General features: G+C 35.9%; 24 protein-coding genes. 13 read left to right on the top strand and 11 right to left on the bottom strand.

Going from position 1 to position 22,082, the window contains the following annotated elements; translation table 11 throughout:
• Positions 1-61: 61 nt before the first annotated feature.
• Complete coding sequence (locus HAV12_RS17895) at positions 62-2,284, bottom strand: NADP-dependent isocitrate dehydrogenase (protein WP_171570856.1); 2,223 nt, start codon at positions 2,282-2,284, stop codon at positions 62-64.
• Positions 2,285-2,682: 398 nt separating this feature from the next.
• Here HAV12_RS17895 and HAV12_RS17890 point away from each other — a divergent pair, with 398 nt between their 5' ends.
• Positions 2,683-3,093 carry a helix-turn-helix domain-containing protein gene (locus HAV12_RS17890; protein WP_171570855.1) on the top strand — a complete coding sequence of 137 codons (411 nt, stop codon included), beginning with the start codon at positions 2,683-2,685 and terminating at the stop codon, positions 3,091-3,093.
• Positions 3,094-3,538: 445 nt separating this feature from the next.
• Here HAV12_RS17890 and rplS read toward each other — a convergent pair whose 3' ends face one another.
• Positions 3,539-3,889, bottom strand: a complete 351-nt coding sequence (rplS, locus tag HAV12_RS17885) for a 50S ribosomal protein L19 (protein ID WP_132036021.1) — start codon at positions 3,887-3,889, stop codon at positions 3,539-3,541.
• A 234-nt stretch (positions 3,890-4,123) separates the two neighbouring features.
• On the bottom strand, positions 4,124-4,807 hold the full coding sequence (gene trmD, locus HAV12_RS17880) for a tRNA (guanosine(37)-N1)-methyltransferase TrmD (protein WP_127336879.1): 684 nt from the start codon (positions 4,805-4,807) through the stop codon (positions 4,124-4,126).
• A 248-nt stretch (positions 4,808-5,055) separates the two neighbouring features.
• Between trmD and HAV12_RS17875 the strand changes: the two genes are divergently transcribed.
• From HAV12_RS17875 to HAV12_RS17840, 8 genes are all read left to right on the top strand, one after another.
• Positions 5,056-5,418, top strand: a complete 363-nt coding sequence (locus HAV12_RS17875) for a hypothetical protein (protein WP_171570854.1) — start codon at positions 5,056-5,058, stop codon at positions 5,416-5,418.
• A gap of 75 nt (positions 5,419-5,493) precedes the next feature.
• Complete coding sequence (locus tag HAV12_RS17870) at positions 5,494-5,958, top strand: nuclear transport factor 2 family protein (RefSeq protein WP_171570853.1); 465 nt, start codon at positions 5,494-5,496, stop codon at positions 5,956-5,958.
• A 36-nt stretch (positions 5,959-5,994) separates the two neighbouring features.
• The gene (locus HAV12_RS17865) at positions 5,995-6,873 is read left to right on the top strand and encodes a sugar phosphate isomerase/epimerase (protein WP_171570852.1); all 879 of its coding nucleotides are present in this window, start codon (positions 5,995-5,997) and stop codon (positions 6,871-6,873) included.
• A 145-nt stretch (positions 6,874-7,018) separates the two neighbouring features.
• Positions 7,019-7,717 carry an aspartate/glutamate racemase family protein gene (locus tag HAV12_RS17860; RefSeq protein ID WP_171570851.1) on the top strand — a complete coding sequence of 233 codons (699 nt, stop codon included), beginning with the start codon at positions 7,019-7,021 and terminating at the stop codon, positions 7,715-7,717.
• A gap of 210 nt (positions 7,718-7,927) precedes the next feature.
• The gene (locus tag HAV12_RS17855) at positions 7,928-8,278 is read left to right on the top strand and encodes a cupin domain-containing protein (RefSeq protein WP_171570850.1); all 351 of its coding nucleotides are present in this window, start codon (positions 7,928-7,930) and stop codon (positions 8,276-8,278) included.
• 143 nt (positions 8,279-8,421) lie between these two features.
• Positions 8,422-9,573, top strand: a complete 1,152-nt coding sequence (locus HAV12_RS17850) for an MFS transporter (protein WP_240345183.1) — start codon at positions 8,422-8,424, stop codon at positions 9,571-9,573.
• A 67-nt stretch (positions 9,574-9,640) separates the two neighbouring features.
• Positions 9,641-10,573, top strand: coding sequence for a peptidylprolyl isomerase (locus HAV12_RS17845; protein ID WP_132036001.1), 933 nt, complete (start codon positions 9,641-9,643; stop codon positions 10,571-10,573).
• A 92-nt stretch (positions 10,574-10,665) separates the two neighbouring features.
• Complete coding sequence (locus HAV12_RS17840; RefSeq protein WP_171570848.1) at positions 10,666-10,983, top strand: cytochrome c; 318 nt, start codon at positions 10,666-10,668, stop codon at positions 10,981-10,983.
• 87 nt (positions 10,984-11,070) lie between these two features.
• Here the strand turns inward: HAV12_RS17840 and HAV12_RS17835 are convergent, their stop codons facing one another.
• Positions 11,071-11,625, bottom strand: coding sequence for a thioredoxin family protein (locus HAV12_RS17835; protein ID WP_171570847.1), 555 nt, complete (start codon positions 11,623-11,625; stop codon positions 11,071-11,073).
• Positions 11,626-11,753: 128 nt separating this feature from the next.
• On the bottom strand, positions 11,754-12,647 hold the full coding sequence (locus HAV12_RS17830; protein WP_171570846.1) for an alpha/beta fold hydrolase: 894 nt from the start codon (positions 12,645-12,647) through the stop codon (positions 11,754-11,756).
• 130 nt (positions 12,648-12,777) lie between these two features.
• Here HAV12_RS17830 and HAV12_RS17825 point away from each other — a divergent pair, with 130 nt between their 5' ends.
• Positions 12,778-13,113: a tRNA-binding protein gene (locus tag HAV12_RS17825; protein ID WP_171570845.1), complete on the top strand. Its 336-nt coding sequence runs from the start codon at positions 12,778-12,780 to the stop codon at positions 13,111-13,113.
• A gap of 92 nt (positions 13,114-13,205) precedes the next feature.
• Here the strand turns inward: HAV12_RS17825 and HAV12_RS17820 are convergent, their stop codons facing one another.
• From HAV12_RS17820 to HAV12_RS17805, 4 genes are all read right to left on the bottom strand, one after another.
• On the bottom strand, positions 13,206-13,757 hold the full coding sequence (locus tag HAV12_RS17820) for an alpha/beta hydrolase (protein WP_171570844.1): 552 nt from the start codon (positions 13,755-13,757) through the stop codon (positions 13,206-13,208).
• A 17-nt stretch (positions 13,758-13,774) separates the two neighbouring features.
• Positions 13,775-14,605 carry an alpha/beta hydrolase gene (locus HAV12_RS17815; RefSeq protein WP_171570843.1) on the bottom strand — a complete coding sequence of 277 codons (831 nt, stop codon included), beginning with the start codon at positions 14,603-14,605 and terminating at the stop codon, positions 13,775-13,777.
• Positions 14,606-14,750: 145 nt separating this feature from the next.
• The gene (locus HAV12_RS17810; RefSeq protein WP_026981839.1) at positions 14,751-15,119 is read right to left on the bottom strand and encodes a PUR family DNA/RNA-binding protein; all 369 of its coding nucleotides are present in this window, start codon (positions 15,117-15,119) and stop codon (positions 14,751-14,753) included.
• Positions 15,120-15,187: 68 nt separating this feature from the next.
• A complete protein-coding gene (locus HAV12_RS17805) occupies positions 15,188-16,966 on the bottom strand; it encodes an ABC transporter ATP-binding protein (protein ID WP_171570842.1) in 1,779 nt (592 codons plus the stop codon).
• Between the two features lie 204 nt (positions 16,967-17,170).
• Here HAV12_RS17805 and HAV12_RS17800 point away from each other — a divergent pair, with 204 nt between their 5' ends.
• The 3 genes from HAV12_RS17800 (at position 17,171) to yajC (ending at position 19,834) form a co-directional block, all read left to right on the top strand.
• On the top strand, positions 17,171-18,280 hold the full coding sequence (locus HAV12_RS17800; protein ID WP_305069501.1) for a Glu/Leu/Phe/Val dehydrogenase: 1,110 nt from the start codon (positions 17,171-17,173) through the stop codon (positions 18,278-18,280).
• A 290-nt stretch (positions 18,281-18,570) separates the two neighbouring features.
• A complete protein-coding gene (gene nusB / locus HAV12_RS17795) occupies positions 18,571-19,482 on the top strand; it encodes a transcription antitermination factor NusB (RefSeq protein WP_132036277.1) in 912 nt (303 codons plus the stop codon).
• A 76-nt stretch (positions 19,483-19,558) separates the two neighbouring features.
• Positions 19,559-19,834, top strand: coding sequence for a preprotein translocase subunit YajC (gene yajC, locus HAV12_RS17790; RefSeq protein WP_127336894.1), 276 nt, complete (start codon positions 19,559-19,561; stop codon positions 19,832-19,834).
• A 300-nt stretch (positions 19,835-20,134) separates the two neighbouring features.
• On the opposite strand, the gene HAV12_RS17785 is transcribed toward yajC, so the two are convergent.
• Complete coding sequence (locus HAV12_RS17785) at positions 20,135-20,722, bottom strand: YdeI family protein (RefSeq protein WP_171570841.1); 588 nt, start codon at positions 20,720-20,722, stop codon at positions 20,135-20,137.
• A gap of 4 nt (positions 20,723-20,726) precedes the next feature.
• On the bottom strand, positions 20,727-22,001 hold the full coding sequence (pepT, locus tag HAV12_RS17780) for a peptidase T (protein WP_171570840.1): 1,275 nt from the start codon (positions 21,999-22,001) through the stop codon (positions 20,727-20,729).
• Positions 22,002-22,082: the final 81 nt, after the last annotated feature.

Here is a 22,082-nt window from a genome sequence, read left to right as displayed (position 1 = left end):
TTAAGAAAAAAGGCAACCGATTAAGGCTGCCTTTTAGATATGGATAGTATATGTAATTGTACTATTTTATTTCAGCAAGAATTGCATTGAATGTCGCACTAGGACGCATTGCTTTGCTCATTAACTCAGGAGTCGGCTGATAGTAACCGCCAAGAGTTTGTGGTTTTCCCTGAGCACCGATTAATTCCTCGTTGATTTTAGCTTCGTTCGCTTCAAATTGAGCAGCGATTGGAGTAAAAATTGCTTTTAATTCAGCATCTTTATTTTGAGCAGCCAAAGCCTGAGCCCAATAGAAAGCAAGGTAGAAATGAGAACCACGGTTGTCAATTTGACCTACTTTACGAGCCGGAGATTTGTCATTTGCCAGGAATTTATCGTTTGCCTGATCTAAAGTTTCAGATAGAATAATGGCTTTAGAATTGTCTAAAGTTTGTCCTAAATGCTCTAATGAAGCACCAAGCGCTAAAAACTCTCCTAATGAATCCCAACGTAAATAACCTTCTTCTGTAAATTGTTCAACGTGTTTTGGAGCAGAACCTCCTGCACCCGTTTCGAACAATCCGCCACCATTCATCAACGGAACGATAGAAAGCATTTTAGCCGAAGTTCCTAATTCTAAAATCGGGAATAAATCAGTTAAATAATCACGTAAAACATTTCCTGTTACAGAGATAGTGTCTAAACCTTTGATGATTCTGTCTAAAGTAAATTCAGTTGCAGCAACAGGGTTTAAAATACGGATATCTAAATTTGTTGTATTGTGATCTTTTAAATATTTCTGAACTTTTGCAATTAATTCTCTGTCATGAGCTCTGTTTTCGTCTAACCAGAAAACCGCAGGAGTATCTGATAAACGTGCTCTGTTTACAGCCAGTTTAACCCAGTCCTGAATAGGAGCGTCTTTAGCCTGACACATTCTGAAAATGTCGTTGGCTTCAACGTTTTGTTCCATTAGAGCAGTTCCTTTGTTATCTGTAACGCGAACCACACCATCACCTTTTATTTGGAAAGTTTTGTCGTGAGATCCGTACTCTTCTGCTTTTTGAGCCATTAAACCTACGTTAGGAACACTTCCCATTGTTTTAGGATCAAAAGCACCGTGTTTTTTACAGAAATCGATAGTTGCAGTATAAATTCCGGCGTAAGCACGGTCCGGAATAACCGCAATTGTATCTTGTTGTTTTCCCTCTTTGTTGTACATCTGTCCGGAAGTACGAATCATTGCCGGCATAGAAGCATCAACAATAACATCAGACGGAACGTGTAAGTTAGTAATTCCTTTATCAGAATTTACCATTGCCAAAGCCGGTCCGTTTTCGATTGCTTTCGTAATGTCAGCTTCAACTTCAGCCTGTTCCGGTCTTCCTGCAATTTTTGCATAGATATCACCTAAACCATTTCTGGTGTCGATGTTTAATTCAGTGAATAAGGTTTCATATTTTTTGAAAAGATCAGCAAAATAAACTTCAACGATAGCGCCAAAGATAATTGGATCTGAAACTTTCATCATGGTAGCTTTTAAATGCACAGAAAGTAAAAGTCCTTCTTTTTTTGCATCAGCGATCGCTTCAGCAGCAAAAGATTTTAATTTTTTTACACTTAAAACAGAGCTGTCAATAATTTCTCCTGCTTTTAATGGCGTACTTGCTTTTAAAACAGTTGTAGTACCGTCTTTGGCTACGAATTCGATTTTTACATCATCTGCTTCATTTAAAGTAAGTGATTTTTCACTTCCGTAGAAATCACCGTTTGGCATTGAAGCTACTTTAGTTTTTGAGTCAGCAGACCAGGCACCCATCGAGTGTGGATTTGCTTTTGCAAAGTTCTTAACGGCTCTTGGAGCTCTACGATCTGAGTTCCCTTCACGCAAAACAGGATTTACGGCAGAACCTAAAACCTTCGCATATTTTGCTTTAATTTCCTTTTCAGCATCGTTTTGTGGATCTTCCGGGAAATTCGGGATATTGTATCCGTGCGATTGCAATTCAGTAATAGCAGCCTTTAATTGTGGTACTGATGCTGAAACGTTTGGTAATTTGATGATATTAGCTTCAGGTTGTGTCGCTAACTGACCCAATTCTGCCAATGCATCTCCCGTTTTCTGAGCATCGGTAAGAACTTCAGGAAAGTTAGATAAAATTCTACCTGCCAAAGAAATATCTCTGGTTTCAATAGCGATACCGGCAGTAGCAGTAAAAGCCTGAACAATTGGTAACAAAGAATAGGTCGCTAATAATGGCGCCTCATCAGTTAAGGTGTAAAAAATTTTTGAATTCTGTGTCATTTTTTTTTTTTTTTATAATCGTATCGCCAAGGGATGGTGATGTAAAAGATATATTCGGCTCAGAATGAGCGGAGCAAATATAATAAAATCAGTCCGAAAACGGTGTAGTTTTCCCAAGAAATACCGAAATTATCAGATTGTTATTTCGCGCTCATTTAATTGTCAAATCGATGATTTTGATATTAAAAAATTACAGTTTTGATGAATCACGGATAAAAGTCGCCGATTTTGAAAAAGCGAAAGCTTTTCAGTTATATAAAAATAATTTAAATTTGTATTTTTGTATGAAAAATTGTACGTTTGTCTCAATAAAAAACACAGACAATAAAGCGTAGCTACATTGTAGAATATGTTTTTACAAGTTGTTTGTTATTAAACTTAATTATTATCTTTGAATTATGAGCACACTAACCAAACCAAGTCATATTGGCCGAAAAATCAGTCGTATCCGTGAACTGCGTGATATGAAACAGGAAGCTTTAGCACAAGCTTTAGGGACTAATCAGCAGGCTGTTTCAATTATAGAAAACAGTGAGACTATTGATGAAGAAAAGCTTGCAGAAGTTGCAAAAGCGCTTGGCGTAACCGTAGAAGCAATCAAGAATTTTTCAGAAGAAAATATGATTAATTATTTTAATAGTTTCCACGACAATAGTATCAATAACGGTCATTTTGCAAATAATCATTGCACTTTTAATCCATTAGATAAATTAATTGAAACTTTTCATGAAAAAGAAAAGCTTTACGAACGATTGCTACAAGCTGAAAAAGATAAAATTGAGTATTTGGAAAAACTATTGAAAAAATAGGATGCCCATTTTTCATTAAAATACAAACCGATGCTTTATAAGTGTCGGTTTTTTTATTTTGGCGTGTTCGCCGCGGCGAATCGGGCTATCCGTTTCAAGTCCTCGTACTTCCTTCGTCAGGCTGTGGGCTTCCCACTTCTATCCCTCACGTAAAGCGTAAACAAGAACTTTTTGTCAGGCTGAGCGAAGTCGAAGCCTCAGCCCAATATTGTCATTTCGACGCAGGAGAAATCTCCACGAGGAGCTCGACAAAGATTTGATTCTCTTTGCGGAGTTACTTGCGAAGATTTCTCCTGCGTCGAAATGACAAACTAAACGAAAATATTGTTCTGAAAATGATTGGCCTAGCCCCGATAGAAGTGGAAATCCTTTTTAAAAATTAAGCACAAAAAAAGCTCGTTTCAAATAAATGAAACGAGCTTTTTTATAACAAAGAGATAAATGATTATCTTCTTTTATCTTTAATCTTAGCTTTTTTACCAGTAAGTTCTCTGAAGTAGAAAATTCTAGCTCTACGAACAGCTCCTTTTTTGTTGATTTCAATTTTCTGTAAAGCTGGTAAGTTTACCGGGAAGATACGCTCAACTCCGATAGCACCAGACATTTTACGAATAGTAAAAGTTTCTGTGTTACCAGAACCTCTTCTTTGAATAACAACTCCTTTAAAAAACTGAGTTCTTGTTTTTTCACCCTCTTTAATTTCGTAGTAAACTGTGATAGTGTCTCCAGCTCCAAAAACAGGGAAATCTTTTTTCTCAACTAATTCGGTTTGAACGAATTTCATTAAATCTGCCATGATATCTTTAATTATGGTTTTTTATAATAGAGCAACATTCACGGATCTCGCCAGAGGTTAGTCTAATTTGGGTGCAAATGTAGAAAATAATTATGAATTATAAATTGTAAATTATAAATTATTTTAAGTTGTTGATAAAAAGTTATTTAGAGTGTTTTTCTGTTTCAGGTTTCAAGTTTCAGGTTGGATTGCGCAAAGTTGGAACTTGAAACAAAAATAACCTGAAACCTGAAACTACTCCTGTCCTTCAAGCAAATCCGGACGTCTGTTCTTTGTATGTTCATACGCCATATCCTCGCGCCATTTGTCGATTTTGGCAAAATGGCCGCTGGTTAAAACTTCAGGGACTTTCCATCCTTTATAGTCTGCGGGTCTTGTGTATATAGGTCCTGAAAGTAAATTGTCCTGGAAACTGTCTGTCAATGCTGAGGTTTCATCGCTTAGAACACCCGGAATTAATCGGATTAGTGCATCTGATAAAACCAAAGCTCCTAACTCGCCACCGGATAAAACATAATCTCCAATCGAGATTTCTTTGGTAATAAAATGATCCCGGACTCTTTGGTCCACACCTTTATAGTGACCGCATAAAATGATGATATTTTCATACATCGACATGGTGTTGGCCATTTTCTGATTCAGCGTTTCTCCGTCAGGTGACATATAAATGATTTCGTCGTACTCGCGCTCACTTTTTAAATGTGTGATACATGCATCGATTGGCTGTACGGTCATTACCATTCCGGCGCCACCGCCAAACGGATAATCGTCAACGCTTTTTTGTTTGTTGGTCGTGTAATCCCTTAAATTATGAAAATGAACTTCTACTAAGCCTTTGTCAATAGCACGTTTCATAATCGAAGCCTCAAACGGGCTTTTTAATAATTCCGGCAAAATCGTTATAATGTCAATTCGCATTTTTTCTCTTCAATAGTGTAAGCGGCAAATATACAAAGTAAATATTGGGAATTTTAAAGATTTAAAGATTCCGTAAATAATGCAATAAATATCCGTTTTGGGATGTAACAGAAAGTATTTATTTTGTGAGAATTGTTTTTTAAATTAAAAAATAACATGCTGATAAACATTATGTTGTGTTTTTGTTTGATAAAAAATATTACTTTTACGTAAGAAAATTATCATACCACTAACAAATCAGAATCCTCATGAAAAAGCGCTACATATTAATTGTTGTGTTGTTGATTAACGCAGCATGTACAAGTACTAAAAAATCCATGGATAGCTGGGTCGGAAAAACAAAACAAAGTTTCATTATAACTTTAGGGCCACCTGTTCGGACATTACAGAATGCTGACGGAGAAATACTTATTTATGCCGATCAGGTCTATAAAAAAGCAGATAATACGAACGGATCTCCAATGCATGCTTCAAACAACTGGGAATACCTGTATGTATATGTAAATAACGAAGGAAAAGTGACCTCCCTGAGAAATGAAAAGCAAAATTTTCCACCGCAACAAATAGATGCCAGCTTATTAAAAGGAACTAATGCAATTAGTGCCAAATAAAAAAATCTTCTGTAAAATGATTTCTTTTTTTATTTAATTTAGGATAAGATATAAAATTCTCTAAATCCTGAAATTATGAAGAAAATATTTTTAATATTAATCGCAGCGCTATTAGTTGTTTCCTGCAATAATGAGGTAAAACCACCAAATTTAGATCCAACAGAAAAAGAAAAAATAGTAAAACAATATTTTGAGTATTTCAATAAACACCATTGGAAAGAACTGGCAGAGATGTATGCTCCAATATCGGATTTTAAAGATCCGTCATTCGGAAAAGAGATGATTACACAGACCCGGAAACAAACTATCGATAAATACGCCTCGCTTCAGGCTGTTTTTCCGGATCTGCATGATGAAATTATCAATATCTATCCTTCAGATGAGAAACACATCATTGTAGAATTTGTTTCAACCGGAACGGCTTCGGACGGTTCGAAATTTAAGCTGCCGATTTGTACCATTTTCACCATCGAGAACGGAAAAATAACGAAAGATTTTACCTATTTTGATAATTTCGATGATTCAAAATCTAATAAATAAAGTTAGTTTTACTTTATTAATTTAGAAAAACAACAAATGACTTCCAGACGTACCTTTATAATCAACAGCAGCCTGGCTACTGCGGCGGTTTTGGCTGTGCCGTCATTCGCTTTTACTATGAACAAAAAAGAAATTGGTCTGCAATTGTATACTTTGCGTGAAGAAATTCCGAAAGATATAAAAGAGACTTTAGAGAAAGTCTCTTCAGCGGGATTTACAACTGTGGAGACGTACGGTTTTTCGATCAGGGATCAGTTTTGGGGATTATCACCGGCTGAGTTCAAAGAAATACTGGACACAAACCACTTAAAAGCAGTGAGTGGTCATTATGGGATAGCCTCTTTTCTGGCTGATGGAGACACAGCTGAACTTAAAGCCGCAATTGCTGCTGCGAGAACTTTAAAAAGTGAATATCTCACCATTCCATGGATAGATCCGCCTTTTAGAAAAAACAGCGAAGATTACAAAAAAATTGCCGGCCGCTTAAACGAAGCTGGGAAAATGTGTCAGGATGCAGGTTTGAAATTAGCGTATCATAATCATGATTTTGAATTTGAAGATCATAACGGAGTTACAGGCTACGAAATTTTATTGAAGGAAACCGATAAGGATCTGGTGTATTTTGAAATGGATTTATATTGGGTCGTGCGTGCCGGGAAAGATCCGTTGCACATATTCAAAGAAAATCCCGGGCGTTTTAAATTGTGGCATGTAAAAGACATGGATAAACTTAAACCGGCCCTGAATACGGAAGTGGGTTCAGGATCAATCGATTTTAAACCCATTTTTAAGGAAGCAAAACTTGCCGGAATGGAACACTTTTTTGTAGAACAGGAGAACAATTTTGCTATTAATTCTTTTGATTCTATAAAAACAAGTTGTGATTTTATTTTGAATAATCTAATTCGTTACTAATCAAAATTAAAAAAAAACATTGCCGCATGATGCAATCGTTAGTATTTGCTGAACAATTTAACTATTTGGTGTACAGATGATAGTAAACGGTCAGAAAGCAATACCTAATAACGTAAAATAAAAACTCATAACAGAGCATACAAATATGAAAAAACTAGGACTTGTTGGCGGAATCAGCTGGGTTTCGACAATTGATTATTATCGATTTATAAATGAAGGAATCAACGAAAAATTAGGAGGGCTTAATTTTGCAGAATGCATTATTTATTCTTTGAATTTTGATGACTTTCAAAGAAATAATACCAATGGAAACTGGGATGCGACTTTCGAATTACTTTTAAACGCCTGCAAAAGTCTGGAAAAAAGTGGTGCTGATGCAATTGTTTTATGTGCCAATACGGCCCATGCGGTTTCAGACCAGCTGGAACAGGAAATTAACCTGCCTATTATTCACGTGGCAACAGCTACGGCGAACGCAATTAATAAGCAGGGATTAAAAAAGGTGGGTTTATTGGGTACAAAATTCACGATGGAAATGGATTTTTACTTTAAAAAACTCGCAGAAAATAATATAGAAGCCATTGTTCCTTTTCTTCAGGACGAAAGAGATTTTATTCAACAGACCTTAAAGGAAGAATTAGGACGCGGAATCATAAAAGAACAAACCAAAAGAGCTTATCTTTCCATTATTGAAAAACTAATTGAGAACGGTGCGGAAGGAATTATTTTGGGCTGTACCGAAATTCCGTTGCTAATAAGTCAGGAAGATGTGTCGGTTCCGGTTTTTGATACGACGAAAATTCATTCGGAGGCAGCGGTGCATTTTGCTGTTTCAGCAGAGTAAATCGCAATGACAGATCAAAAGAAAAAAATACCGTTCCAGGAAGCACCAGAAAGAATTTCAGTAATTTTAAACGAAGCTTTTGATACAAGGCATAAGAGGAAAATTAAGTATTGACGGAACGATTACGGATGAAAAAACACTGCATAATCTTGTAGCATTCATTCGGAATTTTGAAGAGGAAATCGAGGAGTTAAATTAAAATAAAAGAATATGCAAAGTTCAGGGACAAGTAAGGAATTTATAAAAGGAGATGAAATAGAGTGGGAAGTGGTTGGAGAAGGCATTAAACGAAAAATTCTGGCTTATAATGATCAGGCCATGCTGGTAAATGTTCATTTTGAAAAAGGGGCGATTGGTGTTTTGCACGAGCATTATCATACGCAGGTAACTTATATTTCGAGTGGCAAATTTGATGTTACGATCAGTGGAATAACAGAGACTTTAAAAGAAGGAGACAGTTTTTATATTCCGCCCCATGCGATTCACGGTGTGTTGTGTCTGGAAAGCGGTACTTTGACAGATGTTTTCAGTCCGATGCGTGAAGATTTTTTGAAACTGTAAAGTTTTGAATGGCACTAGAAGAGATAAAATAAAGAACTGTTTTGACCATAACTTCAGGAAAAATTATACTTTTTTTTAAGTTTAGGTTAGAATTAGAATAGTATTTTTGCAAAATGAATCTATCCAAAACGAATGTCTTATTTATGGCAGCCTGCACTGGACTTATAGTTGCAAATCTGTATTACTGCCAACCCCTAATTGTTTTAATTGCCAACGAATTTAAAATTCCGGAAGCCAATGCCGGAACGATAACTTATCTTACTCAGGCAGGTTACGCAATTGGTTTGTTTTTTATGGTACCGCTTGGAGACAAAATCGAGCGTAAAAAACAAATTCTGATGACCACTTTTGCCTCTGTTATTGCTTTAATTATCGCCGCTACGGCCAAAAGTTTTTTTATACTACAAATTGCCTCATTGCTTTTAGGGATTACTTCTATAGTGCCTCAGCTTATTTTACCTCTGGCAGCATCATTAACAGCGCCGGAACAACGTGGGAAAGTAGTAGGAACTATTATGAGTGGTTTGCTGGTGGGAATTTTACTTTCCAGAACGCTAAGCGGATTTATCGGTCAGCTTTTTGGATGGAGATCTATGTTTTGGATCGCTGCCGGAATCTGTCTTTTGATATTTTTTGCTATTCAGAAAAAATTTCCGGTCAATAAACCTCAATTTCAGGGTTCCTACGGTCAGTTGATAAAATCACTTTTTACATTGATTAAAACCCAGCCTGTTCTGCGTGAAGCTACATTAATCAATGTTTTTTGTTTTGCACAGTTTGGTGCTTTCTGGACTACAATGGTATTGTTGCTTTCGGGAGAACCTTTTAAATTTAATAGTGCAACAATTGGTCTTTTTGGGATTGTGGGAGCTTCAGGAGCTTTGGCAGCGCCATTGGTTGGTAAAATGGGAGATAAAGGAAATCCAAGGGTTGCAGTGGGCTACGGCTGTTTATTGATGCTGATCAGTTTTATCACTTTTTATTTTTCAATCGAAAGCGTGATAGGAGTAATTATAGGAATCGTTTTTATCGATATCGGAATTCAGGGGGTACATATCTCCAACCAAACAAGAGTATATTCACTTTTGCCGGAAGCCAGAAACAGACTCAATACTGTATTTATGTCCTTTAGTTTCCTGGGCACTGCTGCCGGATCTGCGTATGGATTATTACTATGGAAGTTAGGCGGGTGGCATGGTGTCACCATCGGATGTGCACTTCTGGCGATACTGGCATTACTGGTTTACGGACTTACTTATAAATCATCCCGTCCCGACGCTTCGGGATCGGATTAAACAATAGAAAGCACAAATTGATATAAAATTAATTTGTAAATTTGCATTCAAATTAAAAATAACAACAATGGAAAACGGAATATACGCTAAATTCAATACCAGCAAAGGGTCGATTTTAGTAAAATTGGCACACGATTTAACACCGGGAACAGTGGGTAACTTCGTAGGACTGGCTGAAGGAAACTTAGAAAATAAAATTAAACCACAAGGAAACAAATATTACGACGGATTATCATTTCACCGTGTAATTCCTGATTTCATGGTTCAGGGAGGTTGTCCTCAGGGAACAGGAACAGGTGGTCCTGGTTACAAATTTGATGATGAATTTCATCCAAGTTTAAAACATGATCGTCCGGGAGTATTAGCAATGGCTAATTCCGGTGTAGGAACAAACGGATCTCAATTTTATATTACACACGTTCCAACTTCATGGTTAGACGGAAAACATACCGTTTTCGGTCACGTAGTAGAAGGACAGGACATCGTTGATGCAATTGCTCAGGGAGATGCTCTTGAAACTTTAGAAATTGTAAGAGTAGGAGAAGAAGCTGAAAAATGGAATGCTGTTGAAGCTTTCAGAGTTTTTGAAGGTTCCCGTGCAAAACGTGATGCTGATGAAAAAGCTGCAGCTGAAGCTAAAATGGAACAACTTGCTGCTGGTTTTGATAAAACAGAAAGTGGTTTACGTTACAAAATGATTCAAAAAGGAGATGGCAAAAGAGCTGAAGCAGGTAAAACAGTTGCAGTTCATTACGAAGGATCTTTAGAAACCGGAAAAGTTTTTGATTCTTCTTACCCACGTAAAAAACCAATCGAATTCAGATTAGGTCAGGGTCAGGTTATCGAAGGATGGGATGAAGGTATTGCTTTATTGCAGGTTGGAGACAAAGCCCGTTTTGTTATTCCTTCTCATTTAGCTTACGGATCTGCCGGTGCAGGAGGAGTTATTCCACCAAATGCAACTTTGATTTTTGACGTTGAATTAATGGAAGTAAAATAAGTAATTAGACAACTTCTAAATTGTCTTAAATAAAGAATCCCATTCGCTTGCCGAATGGGATTTTTTTTATATTTACTTCAAAAATATACCTGATGAAATCAAAAATTATAACTCTTGCAGCGCTAGCTTTATTTGTAGTTTCCTGTGGTACTCAAAAGACAGCTCCGGTTGCAGCAGCTGAGCCAGCCACCCCACCAACTGAAAGTGCTAAAGCTGTAACACTGACTCCTGAACTTGCAGAGGGTCAAAATTTGTACTCAAACAATTGTGCAAAATGCCACGAATTGTTTCAGCCGAAAAAATTTACTCAGGAAGAATGGACGCCAATTCTTGTGAGAATGGGTAAAAAAGCACATTTAGATGCTGCACAAATGACATCGATTACGAATTATATCAATTCGCAATTGTAAAAAAAATAAAAGAAGCATTCTTAACCGGGATACTTTTTTTGGGATCAAGCCTAAAAAAACACCTTCACAGATGAGGTGTTTGAATTTTTATTTCCATTTGATATTACAGCCCACACTTGGTTTTTGAGGATCTTTTAAGCTTCGGTTGTAAATAAGTCCATCTATAGCACTGCGCAGATCGCTTCCGCTTAACGGAATTCCGTTATTGGGTCTCGAATCATCCAGTTGTCCGCGGTAAAATAAGCGGTCTCTATTATCAAATAAAAAGAAATCAGGAGTACAGGCAGCATCAAAAGCTTTGGCTACTTCCTGAGTTTCGTCAAATAAATAAGGAAAATCGATCTTGTTCTGAAAAGCAAATTCAGTCATCATTTCCGGGGAATCCTGAGGAAATTTTTCAATATCATTGCTTGAAATGGCAATTATTCCTATTCCCTGTACACGGTAATCATTTGCAATCATAATGATTTCATTGATTACATGAAGTACATAAGGACAGTGGTTGCACATAAAAATCACAAGTGTCCCTTTTGATCCTTTGAGATCTTCAAACGAATAGGTGTCATTAGAATTGGTGTCTTTCAGTCTGAATTCCGGAGCAATCGTTCCAAGAGGTAACATGTTTGAAGGAGTTTGTGCCATTTTAAAGAGAATTGATTTCTCAAAAATAAACTTAATATTCCTTAAATAAAAGCACAATAGTATTAAAAAAAATATCCAAAGAGTTCAGGATTACCTTAAAATACTCTTTGGATATTTTTATATGTAAATTATGAATTTAAGAAATTCAGTAAATCGTTGTTTAGTTTTTCTCTTTCGGTGTAAAATAAGCCGTGCGGTGCGCCTTCATACACAATATAAGTGCTTTCTCGAATACCTTCAGCCGCTTTTTTTGACGTCAGTTCAATTGGAACAATTTTGTCATCATCCCCATGAATAATTAAGGTTGGAACTTTTACAAAATTCAGTTCATCCCTGAAATCAGTAAACGAAAAAGATTCTGCACATTTTAAAGTTGCTCGGGGAGATGCAACAGAACAAAGATTTCTGTAATATTCCAATAAAGGTGTGCTTAAAGGCTTGTTGATGATGTTTACGCCAAAGAATGTTTTTCCGAAATTATCAATAAAAGCAATTCTGTCTTCCTTAATAGCATTTGCAGTGGCTTCACTTTTCTCTTTTGGATGTCCTTCAGGATTGTCATTGGTCTTTAGCAAATAAGGAATGACAGAAGAAATCAAAGCTGCTTTTGAGACTCCTTTTCCGCCATGACGGCTAAAATAACGAACTACTTCACCACCGCCCATAGAGAAACCGACAAGTGTAGTATCTGTTAATTCTAATTGTTCAATAATTTCCTGTAAATCATCTGATAAGGTATCGTAATCGTAACCATCCCAAGGTTGTGACGATTTACCAAATCCGCGACGGTCATACGCTATTACTCTGAATCCGTTCTGAACAAGGAATTCGATTTGATATTCCCACATTTCATTAGAAAGCGGCCACCCGTGAATAAGAATTACAGGTTTACCCTGACCATAATCCTTTACGTAAAGTTTTACGTTTTGGGCTGTTTCTATATATTTGTCGGTGTGAATTTGTTTTAGATTGGACTCGAAATTTTTCTCAGAAAGTGTTGAGTCGATGATATTATTTTCCATTTTTTTCTTTTTTAACGTTAGCATGCTAATCTCTATTGTAAAAGTAGAAGCTACACAAAAAAAAGGGTTATACAATTAGTAGTAATACTTACAAAATTAATAGGTTTGTAACTATCAAACGAAATACACTATGGATTTAACCTGGAATGAATTTGAAAGAACCGAAATGCGTGTTGGAACAATATTAGAAGTAAATGATTTTCCGGAAGCAAGAAAACCGGCCTATCAGCTTACGATTGATTTTGGTTCCCAAATTGGCATCAGAAAATCATCGGCACAAATTACAAAACGCTATCAAAAAGAAGATTTACTAAACCGACAAATCGTTGCTGTTGTCAACTTCCCTAAAAAACAAATCGGAAAGTTCATGAGCGAATGCCTGGTGCTGGGCGCAGTAGGCGAGGAGGGAGATGTTGTTTTATTAGCTCCCGATTTTAAAATAGAAAACGGGTTGAGGATTGGGTAGTTTTTTCAGTCTCAGTTTACAGTCTCAGTTTACAGTCACAGTTTACAGTCACAAACAGAGACTGAAAACTGCGACTGTGACTGAACACTGCTTTAAAAAGTATTAATCTTTGCAACTAATTGTTGTAAAATCACCTGTCCTTCTTCCCAGTATTTTAAATCTGAATCAGAGTTGATGTGTCCTTGCTGTCCCACATTGATGAAATCGCTTCCCCACATGGCTGCAAAATATTGTTTTCTCTCGAATGATGCATAAGGGTCGTTCTCACTTGCTACAACAATGGATGGAAAGGGCAATTTAAGAGTCGGCATAGGAGAAAAATTGCGAATGGATTCCGGAGTATGCTGAGGTGAATCTACATCGGCTGGAGCAACCAATAAAGCGCCGACAATATTTTTGTTTGTATGTGAAGCTGCCCAGTGTAAAACCAGCGAAACAGCTAAACTATGCGCCACAAGAATCGTCGGTTGGTCTAATTTTGAAATTTCTTCGTTTAATCTTTCGAGCCATTCTTCCCTGACTGGCTCAACCCAATTGTCCTGAACAATCCTTTTTGAGTTTTTAAATTTTTCATGCCAGAAAGTTTGCCAGTGTTTTTCGCCTGAGTTTCCTAGTCCCGGTAGTATTAATAAATTGGTGTCCATTACCGTGGATTTTAAGTTTAGTTTATTTTTTGGTGTTCTTTTATAATTCGGTTTACTTCATTTAATAGTAACGGAAAAGCAGGTTCAGTCATTCCGTGACCATAGCCGTCCAGCTCAAAAAGTTGGGTTTGTTTATGTCCGGCAACTTTCATCATGCGCGCCATATAAGCGTTTTCCTCATAACGGCCTAACATTTCGAGTTCGCGATCCCCGGTTATTAATAATAAGGGCGGAGCATCAGCACGAACATGAAAAAGCGGTGCAAAAGCATCAATTGTGGGTTGTGTATCCGGAATTCCGTTTTCTCTCCTGATTTCAAAATGAGTGATGCATTGCGCGCTAAACGGAATAAGTCCTGCTATTTTATTAGCATCAATACCTTTTTTTTGCAGCCATTTTTTGTCCAAGCCAATCATTGTCCCTAGATAACCTCCTGCAGAATGCCCGGAGACGAAAATCAGAGACGGATTTCCTCCATAACTATCAATGTTGTTAAAGGTCCAGGCAACAGCAGCAGCGGCATCTTCTATAGCTTTTGCAGCTTTTACTTTTGGGGATAATCTATAATTTACGCCAATAACAGCGAAACCTTTATTTTTAAGGGCTTCGGGAATTTCCTTGTTTCCTCCCGTCAGCCCTCCTCCATGAAACCAGACGATAGCAGCAAAATTTTTACTGTTCTTAGGATAATAAATGTCTAATACGCAACGTTCATTACTATAAGCGTCAGCTTTACTGGCAGCTGAATTATAATATTGAATATTCGATTTGGTCTCATATTCTAATTTTTGAGCAAAAGAAGAAGCTGCAATTAAGAAGAAACTAAATAAAAGAAGTATTTTTTTCATTTTTATAACGTATTAACCAGCAATGGTGGTTTTAGGAAGGTTTTAAAAATTGAATGGTCTAAAATCTAAACTTAAATATATAAAAAAAAGCCCAAAATGCAGGACATACATGTTGGACTCGTACTTTTTAAAAAGTTATTTAGGACTAAATATCGTCAAAATCAATATCAGTAAAGCTGGATCTTTGTCCTTCTGGTTTATCAGAACCGTACTCTTTTTTGAAATCTTTTTGATGTCTTTCAGAAATTACTTCTTCGCCTTTGTGGTTCAAGACATAGGAAGTCATTTCTTCGAGTATTTCAGCAAAAGCACCAAAATCTTCTTTGTATAAGTAAATTTTGTGTTTTTTAAAATGAAAAGAACCATCTTCTTCAGTGAATTTTTTGCTCTCAGTAATCGTGATATAATAATCATCAGCTTTCGTAGCTCTTACATCAAAGAAATAAGTTCTTCTCCCTGCTCGTAATACTTTAGAAAAAATCTCTTCTTTTTCTAACATGTCATTTTCTCTCATAATACGTTCTATCATTTTTGGAATTAATAGTACTCAAAAATCATAAAAATTTATCTATTACGCAACAATTAAAGTAATTCTTTTTCCGAAAGTTGTTTTAAATATAACGATGCGTAATACCCTTCCTGATTTATTAATTGATTATGAGAGCCTTGTTGAATGATTTTACCATCTTCTAAAATGATTATTTTGTCGGCATTTTTAGCGGAAGATACCCGATGACTGACTATTATTGTAGTTTTATCTTTACAAATTTCGAACAAATTATTCAGAATGGTTTCCTCTGTTTCTGTATCGACAGCAGACAAACAATCGTCAAAAAGTAAAATTGCAGGATTTTTAATAATGGCTCTCGCAATAGAAACACGCTGCTTCTGGCCGCCTGAAAGTGTGATGCCTCTTTCTCCTAAAATGGTATCATATTGTTTGTTGAAAGTAATGATATTGTCGTGAACCACAGCGTTTTTGGCTGCATTGATTACTTCTTCATCTGTAGCATTGCGGCTGCCAAATTTGATGTTATTCTTAATCGTATCTGAAAATAGAAAAGCATCCTGAGGAACAATTCCGATGTTATTTCTTAAGTCATTTAGGTTTAAAGTACTTATTTCATTTTGGTCAATTGTTATTCTTCCATCCGTAACATCATACAAACGGGAGATCAGGGATAATATGGTTGATTTTCCGGAACCTGTTTTTCCAAGGATTGCTAAAGTTTCTCCTTTTTTAACGGTAAAAGTTACATTTTTTAAAGCGGTGATATTAGTGTCTTCATACGTATAACTTACATTTTCAAAAGAAATGGAACCCTGAATGTCAGATGAGTTTTCATTGTTGTTTTTGATTTCCGGTTGAATCTTTAAAAATTCATTCAGACGTTTTTGGGAAGCTTCTGCCTCCTGAACCATCGAAGAAACCCATCCCAACGATGCTACAGGCCAGGTTAGCATGTTTACGTAGAGAATAAACTCTGCAACTGTTCCTATGTTCCGGATCGTTCCGTTGATGTACATAACACCTCCAAAATAAATCACCACCAAATTACTGATTCCGATTAGCGCAATCATCAGGGGACCAAACAACGATTGAACTTTCGCCAGGTTTAAACTTTTGCTTTTGCTTTCGTCAGCAAGAGCGATCATGTTATTCTGATGTTGATTTTCTAAAGAATACGCCTTAATGACCCGGATTCCTGAAAATATTTCCTGAGAGAAACTGGAAACTTTAGATAAATATTGTTGAAAAATAGTACTCCTTTTATTGATCTCCGAACTCAGTTTAAAAATGCAATACGAAAGTATCGGCAGCGGTAATATGGTATAGAGCGTCAATAATGGCGATACATTGTACATGTAGATAATAACAATGGCAAAACGAATAAAGGTATTGATCGTATACATTACGGCCGGACCAACATACATTCGGACTTTTGAAACGTCTTCGCTGATTCGGTTCATTAGATCCCCGGTCCTGTTTTGTTTGTAAAAATTTTGAGAAAGGTTTTCATATTGTCTGAAGACTTCGTTTTTTAAATCGAATTCGACATGACGTGACATCACGATTAAAGTCTGACGCATTAAGAAGGTCAAAAAACCCGCAACAATTGTAGTCGCTATGATTAGCAATACATTATGAATTAAATCCTGATGATAAGAAGCGATGATCACTTTTGAGCTCTGATCGGCTTTTGACAGTTTGTCAAAGTTTTCAATTGCGTTTAAAGACTTGCTAATCAGCTTGGGAGTAAATAAGGAAAATATTTGTGCGATTATGGTGATTAAAATTCCTAGTGAAAAACTATATTTATATTTAATGAAATATTTGTTTAAATAGCGTAATTCTTTCATTTTTTTAAGATATTCAATGTTGAAATGATATTGATTTTATAAATTACTTTCAATTAAAAGCAATAGAAAGTGTAATTTAATCAATATAAATGGATTGTTAATTTGTTATTATAAAGATAAAATATTAGCACATGTGTATTTTTTGTTTATGTTTGAGATGTCTTTTTGACAAATTCATAATTTTAACAAATAAACAGTAACGCTATGGATGCAACTTTCGCAACTGGAAAGGAACTTCAAAAAATGGATCCTGTTTTTGGTCAGTTATCTTTTAACGATCACGAACAAATTGTATTTTGCAATGACAAAGATACAGGTTTAAAAGCAATTATTGGTATTCATAATTCAGTTATGGGCCCGGCTTTAGGAGGTACTAGAATGTGGAATTATAATACGGAATGGGAAGCTTTAAACGATGTTTTGCGTCTTTCAAGAGGTATGACTTATAAATCTGCCATTACAGGACTTAATATTGGTGGTGGAAAAGCAGTCATTATTGGGGATGCCAAGACACAAAAAACACCCGAGTTAATGCGTAAGTTTGGTGAATTTGTGCACTCTTTAAGCGGAAGATATATTACAGCTGAAGATGTTGGAATGGAAACTAAAGACATGGATACTGTAAGAGATGTAACGCCTTACGTTACAGGTATTTCAGAAGAAAGAGGTGGTTCCGGAAATCCTTCTCCCGTAACGGCTTATGGCGTTTACTTAGGAATGAAAGCGGCTGCAAAAAGTCAGTTTGGTTCTGATGTTTTAGACGGTAAAAAAGTTTTGGTTCAGGGAATTGGTCACGTTGGTGAAGCTTTGGTGGAGTACTTAACCAAAGAAGGAGCAAAGGTTTTCATTACAGATATCAACGAAGAGAAATTATATGAAGTAGCTCAAAAATACAACGCAACAATATTTACAGGTGAAGATATATATACTGCCGATGTTGATATTTATGCGCCATGTGCAATGGGAGCTACAATCAATGATGATACAGTAAATAAAATAAAAGCTAAAGTGATTGCCGGTGCTGCCAACAATCAATTGGCTGATGAAAATATTCACGGGGCAAGATTGTCAGAAAGAGGTATTTTATATGCACCTGACTTCCTGATCAATGCTGGTGGAATTATCAATGTTTATGCTGAATTAGAGCATTATGGTAAAGCAGAAATCATGCGTAAAACCGAAAATATCTACAACACTACTTTAGAAATTATCGATTATGCCGTGAAAAACGGAATGACAACGCATAAAGCCGCACTTACAATTGCTCAGAATCGTATCGATTTGAGAAAAATTGAAAACGCAGCTAAGAAGTAGTTTTTTTATAGACTCAGTCTTAGTAATTAGTCACAGTCTCAGTATCAGTCTCAGTTTTCGGTATAAGTTGAAAACTGTGACTGAGACTGAGACTTTTTTATACTGCAGACTGCGACTGCGGCTCTTTAACCGGTTTGCAATGAAAACTGGGACTGAACACTGCGACTGCTTTTTGTTCGAAAATTAATGGATTTAAATTTTAATATCAGGTCTTAAATACTTATTTTTGCAGACTAATTTTTAAATGTTCTTACAAGGTGGTAAATAGAAGACACATACGCGTTAAGGTAATGCAGTCCATTTATGCAATGCATCAAAGCGGTTCTGACAATATGGAAAAAGAAGAGAAGTTTCTTTTTTACAGTATTGATAATATTCAGGACTTATATTTAATAATGCTATCTTCATTGATAGAGATCTGTAAAAAAGAATCTGTTTTTTTACATCTGTCAAGTAAAAAACATCTTGCAACTGCTGCAGAACGTAATCCAAATGAAAAATTTATCAAAAACAAAATTTTTCAGCTACTTGCCGAAAGTAATTCACTTAGTATCGCTTTAGAAAATCGTAAAATCAATAACTGGTCATTAAATGATGATTATATTTTATTGCTTTTAAATGATATTAAAGCAAGTGAATTGTACGCCAACTACATGAAGACTTCCGTGAATACATTTCAGGAAGACAGACAATTTATTGTTGATTTGTTTGCCGATGTTATTGTTCCGAATGATAAATTGTATGAATACCTGGAAGACGATAAGTTAACATGGGTTGATGATATTCCTGTTGTGAATACGCATATTATCAAACAATTGAAAGCTATCAAAACCGAAGATCCGGATGATTTCAGAGTGCCAAAATTGTATAAGGATGTTGAAGATAAAGATTTTGCAAAAGATTTGTTCAGAAGAACAGTTTTAAACGAATCGATCTTAGCAAAAGAATACGAAGACAAAACACCAAATTGGGACAGCGATCGTATTGCAGAGATTGATACGATTATTCTGAAAATGGCGATCTGCGAGTTTTTAAAATTTCCTTCTATTCCCGTAAAAGTAACGCTGAACGAATATTTAGAAATTGCTAAAGAGTATTCTACGCCAAAAAGCAGTATTTTTATCAACGGAATTTTAGATAATCTGGTTAAAGAGCTGGAAGCCAACAAAAAAATGATTAAAGTGGGAAGAGGTTTGATGTAATCGGGAAGAAATTTCAATTAATAAAAGCCAAATTCCAAAAGAATATTAATAATAAACAAAAAAAAGAATTTAAATTATGGGACAATTAACTCAATTTGCGCCATTTCTATTAATGTTTGTAGTGATCTATTTCTTTATGATCAGACCACAACAAAAAAGAGCTAAAAACGAAAAAGAATTTGAAAGCAGCCTGAAAGTAGGTGATAAAATAATTACAAAAAGTGGTTTTCACGGTAAAGTTGTTGAACTTGGTGAAACTTCTGTAATCATCGAAACCATGTCTGGGAAATTAAAAATTGAGCGTTCTGCTATTTCTTTGGAAATGAGTTCTGCGTTGAATAAAAAAGCGTAAGTTTTTTATAAAATTCCAATCCCGAAGCGTCGGGATAAAATTCCCAAATTCCAATTAACGATTGGAGTTTGGGATTTTTCATGTTCAAAAAGAGCTAAAAAAAACCTTTGTCAAAGTTTTAAAACTTTGACAAAGGTTTGTTCTATTTGTCAGTTCGAGCCGAGTCGAGAACCTTTGTGCATCTCTACTCCGCTCGATGTGACATATGTATTTCGATTCCTCTTAATATCCGCAAAATTGGAATTTGGCTCTTCGACTTCGCTCAGAGTGACAGCTTCAATTGGAATTTGGAATTTACAACTATCTGTATTTATCATTCAGTCCAATATTTCCAAGAATCATCGGAATCACTTTTTTAATTCTCGAAAGTTTCGTTTTTTGCTGTTTAGCTGTTTCAATATATTCTAAAAACTCATATTGTTTATAAGGAGAGAATTTCTGAAAAGCCTCTAATAAAGCCGGATTCTGATTCATTTCTTTTTCCAATAATTCAGAAACAATGGTTTCTTTTTTAGTCGGTTTTATGATTTTTCCCTGCTTTTCGTTTTCAATAGCTTCCAGAATATACTCCAGCACTTCCTTTTCGTTGACCTCTTCTTTAGAAGTAAATCGCCATTGGCGTAAAGATTTTGTTTTGTCTTCCTGGGCGTTGATCAGTTTCTTTTTTTCATCCTTCAGAAAAACGCCATTAAAAAACCAAATGGTAAAATAGTCTTTAAAGCCACCAATTCCGACAACATTTTTTGTATTGTAAACATAAACCGGACCGTCCCATTTTGTGGTTTCGGTCAATTCGGTTTTGTCTATAATTGATTTGAGGAAAAGCAATTCCTCTTCCCAATTATTGACTTTGTCCCAAACGTGTTTTTTATCGGATTCCGGTTCCAAAGTATTATCTTTTTTTAGCTTTTTCAGTTGTATCGAAAGCTCCGGGAACAGCAGTTAGTTCCGCAATTTTTACAATCACATCAGTCGCTTTCTGGATGCTTTCTGCAGGAACATATTCATATTTCCCGTGGAAGTTGTGACCACCCGCAAAGATATTCGGGCAAGGTAATCCCATAAACGATAATTGAGATCCGTCAGTTCCGCCACGAATGGGTTTGATGATCGGTTTAATGTTCAATTCTCTCATTGCTTTTTCGGCAATATCAACAATATGCTTCACCGGAAGTACTTTTTCCTTCATATTGTAATACTGATCTTTTATTTCAGTAGTTACAATATCTTCACTAAATTGTTTTGCGAATTTTTTATTGATTTTTTTCGCGATTTTTTCGATTAAGCTTTTCCTTTTTTCAAACTTGATTTTGTTGTGATCGCGAATAATAAGTTCCAAAACCGTTTCTTCGATGCTACCTTTCAGATGATGCACATGGAAAAAACCTTCGTATCCTTTTGTTTCCTGTGGTGTTTCTCCTTTTGGAAGTTCATTGATAAAATCATTTGCTATCAGCATCGAATTGATCATTTTTCCTTTGGCATAACCCGGATGAACACTTTTTCCTTTGAACGTAATTTTAGCACCTGCAGCGTTGAAGTTTTCATATTCCAGTTCACCAATCTGACTTCCGTCCATCGTATACGCCCATTGAGCACCAAATTTTTCGACATCGAAATGATGGGCACCACGACCGATTTCTTCATCAGGTGTAAAGCCAATTCTGATTTTGCCGTGTTTGATTTCAGGGTGCTGCACCAGATATTCCATAGCAGAAACAATCTCGGTAATTCCGGCTTTGTCATCAGCACCCAAAAGTGTGGTACCGTCTGTTGTAATAATGGTCTGGCCTTTATATTGTATTAAATCTTTGAAGTAATTAGGCGATAAAATAATGTTTTTTTCAGCATTCAGGACAATATCTTTTCCGTCGTAATTTTCAATAATCTGCGGTTTTACATTAGCTCCGCTAAAGTCCGGTGAAGTATCAAAATGTGAAATAAATCCAATTACGGGAACTTCATGATCAACATTACTCGGAAGGGTTGCCATGATATAGGCTTTGTCGTCAATGGTAACCTCTTGTAATCCAATTGTTTTTAGTTCTTCAACTAATTTGTTGGCAAGATTCCATTGTTTTTCTGTACTTGGGGTAGTTTTTGAGTTCGGATCAGATTCTGTATCAATTGTTACATAACTGATAAAACGATCTATAATATGTTGCATTTTTTATTTTTTAGCAAATATAGGCATTTTTATGAGCTGTATTATTGCCGCTCCTAATATCTAAATTCAAATAAAAAAGGA

Origin of the sequence: Flavobacterium sp. CLA17 (genome assembly GCF_013112255.2) — a bacterium.
Taxonomy (GTDB): domain Bacteria; phylum Bacteroidota; class Bacteroidia; order Flavobacteriales; family Flavobacteriaceae; genus Flavobacterium; species Flavobacterium circumlabens.
Note: the sequence above shows the minus strand (reverse complement) of the source record. Positions and strands in the feature narration are given on the sequence as shown.

Excerpts from the sequence above, each read along its gene's own strand:
- HAV12_RS17840 (WP_171570848.1), top strand. The coding sequence starts at position 10,666 with ATGAAATCAAAAATTATAACTCTTGCAGCGCTAGCTTTATTTGTAGTT.
- HAV12_RS17875 (WP_171570854.1), top strand. The coding sequence starts at position 5,056 with ATGAAAAAGCGCTACATATTAATTGTTGTGTTGTTGATTAACGCAGCA.
- HAV12_RS17825 (WP_171570845.1), top strand. The coding sequence starts at position 12,778 with ATGGATTTAACCTGGAATGAATTTGAAAGAACCGAAATGCGTGTTGGA.
- nusB (WP_132036277.1), top strand. The coding sequence starts at position 18,571 with ATGCAGTCCATTTATGCAATGCATCAAAGCGGTTCTGACAATATGGAA.
- HAV12_RS17835 (WP_171570847.1), bottom strand. The coding sequence starts at position 11,625 with ATGGCACAAACTCCTTCAAACATGTTACCTCTTGGAACGATTGCTCCG.
- HAV12_RS17820 (WP_171570844.1), bottom strand. The coding sequence starts at position 13,757 with ATGGACACCAATTTATTAATACTACCGGGACTAGGAAACTCAGGCGAA.
- yajC (WP_127336894.1), top strand. The coding sequence starts at position 19,559 with ATGGGACAATTAACTCAATTTGCGCCATTTCTATTAATGTTTGTAGTG.
- pepT (WP_171570840.1), bottom strand. The coding sequence starts at position 22,001 with ATGCAACATATTATAGATCGTTTTATCAGTTATGTAACAATTGATACA.
- HAV12_RS17870 (WP_171570853.1), top strand. The coding sequence starts at position 5,494 with ATGAAGAAAATATTTTTAATATTAATCGCAGCGCTATTAGTTGTTTCC.
- HAV12_RS17895 (WP_171570856.1), bottom strand. The coding sequence starts at position 2,284 with ATGACACAGAATTCAAAAATTTTTTACACCTTAACTGATGAGGCGCCA.
- HAV12_RS17810 (WP_026981839.1), bottom strand. The coding sequence starts at position 15,119 with ATGAGAGAAAATGACATGTTAGAAAAAGAAGAGATTTTTTCTAAAGTA.
- trmD (WP_127336879.1), bottom strand. The coding sequence starts at position 4,807 with ATGCGAATTGACATTATAACGATTTTGCCGGAATTATTAAAAAGCCCG.
- rplS (WP_132036021.1), bottom strand. The coding sequence starts at position 3,889 with ATGGCAGATTTAATGAAATTCGTTCAAACCGAATTAGTTGAGAAAAAA.
- HAV12_RS17850 (WP_240345183.1), top strand. The coding sequence starts at position 8,422 with ATGGCAGCCTGCACTGGACTTATAGTTGCAAATCTGTATTACTGCCAA.
- HAV12_RS17860 (WP_171570851.1), top strand. The coding sequence starts at position 7,019 with ATGAAAAAACTAGGACTTGTTGGCGGAATCAGCTGGGTTTCGACAATT.
- HAV12_RS17800 (WP_305069501.1), top strand. The coding sequence starts at position 17,171 with ATGGATGCAACTTTCGCAACTGGAAAGGAACTTCAAAAAATGGATCCT.
- HAV12_RS17830 (WP_171570846.1), bottom strand. The coding sequence starts at position 12,647 with ATGGAAAATAATATCATCGACTCAACACTTTCTGAGAAAAATTTCGAG.
- HAV12_RS17865 (WP_171570852.1), top strand. The coding sequence starts at position 5,995 with ATGACTTCCAGACGTACCTTTATAATCAACAGCAGCCTGGCTACTGCG.
- HAV12_RS17890 (WP_171570855.1), top strand. The coding sequence starts at position 2,683 with ATGAGCACACTAACCAAACCAAGTCATATTGGCCGAAAAATCAGTCGT.
- HAV12_RS17855 (WP_171570850.1), top strand. The coding sequence starts at position 7,928 with ATGCAAAGTTCAGGGACAAGTAAGGAATTTATAAAAGGAGATGAAATA.
- HAV12_RS17805 (WP_171570842.1), bottom strand. The coding sequence starts at position 16,966 with ATGAAAGAATTACGCTATTTAAACAAATATTTCATTAAATATAAATAT.
- HAV12_RS17815 (WP_171570843.1), bottom strand. The coding sequence starts at position 14,605 with ATGAAAAAAATACTTCTTTTATTTAGTTTCTTCTTAATTGCAGCTTCT.
- HAV12_RS17845 (WP_132036001.1), top strand. The coding sequence starts at position 9,641 with ATGGAAAACGGAATATACGCTAAATTCAATACCAGCAAAGGGTCGATT.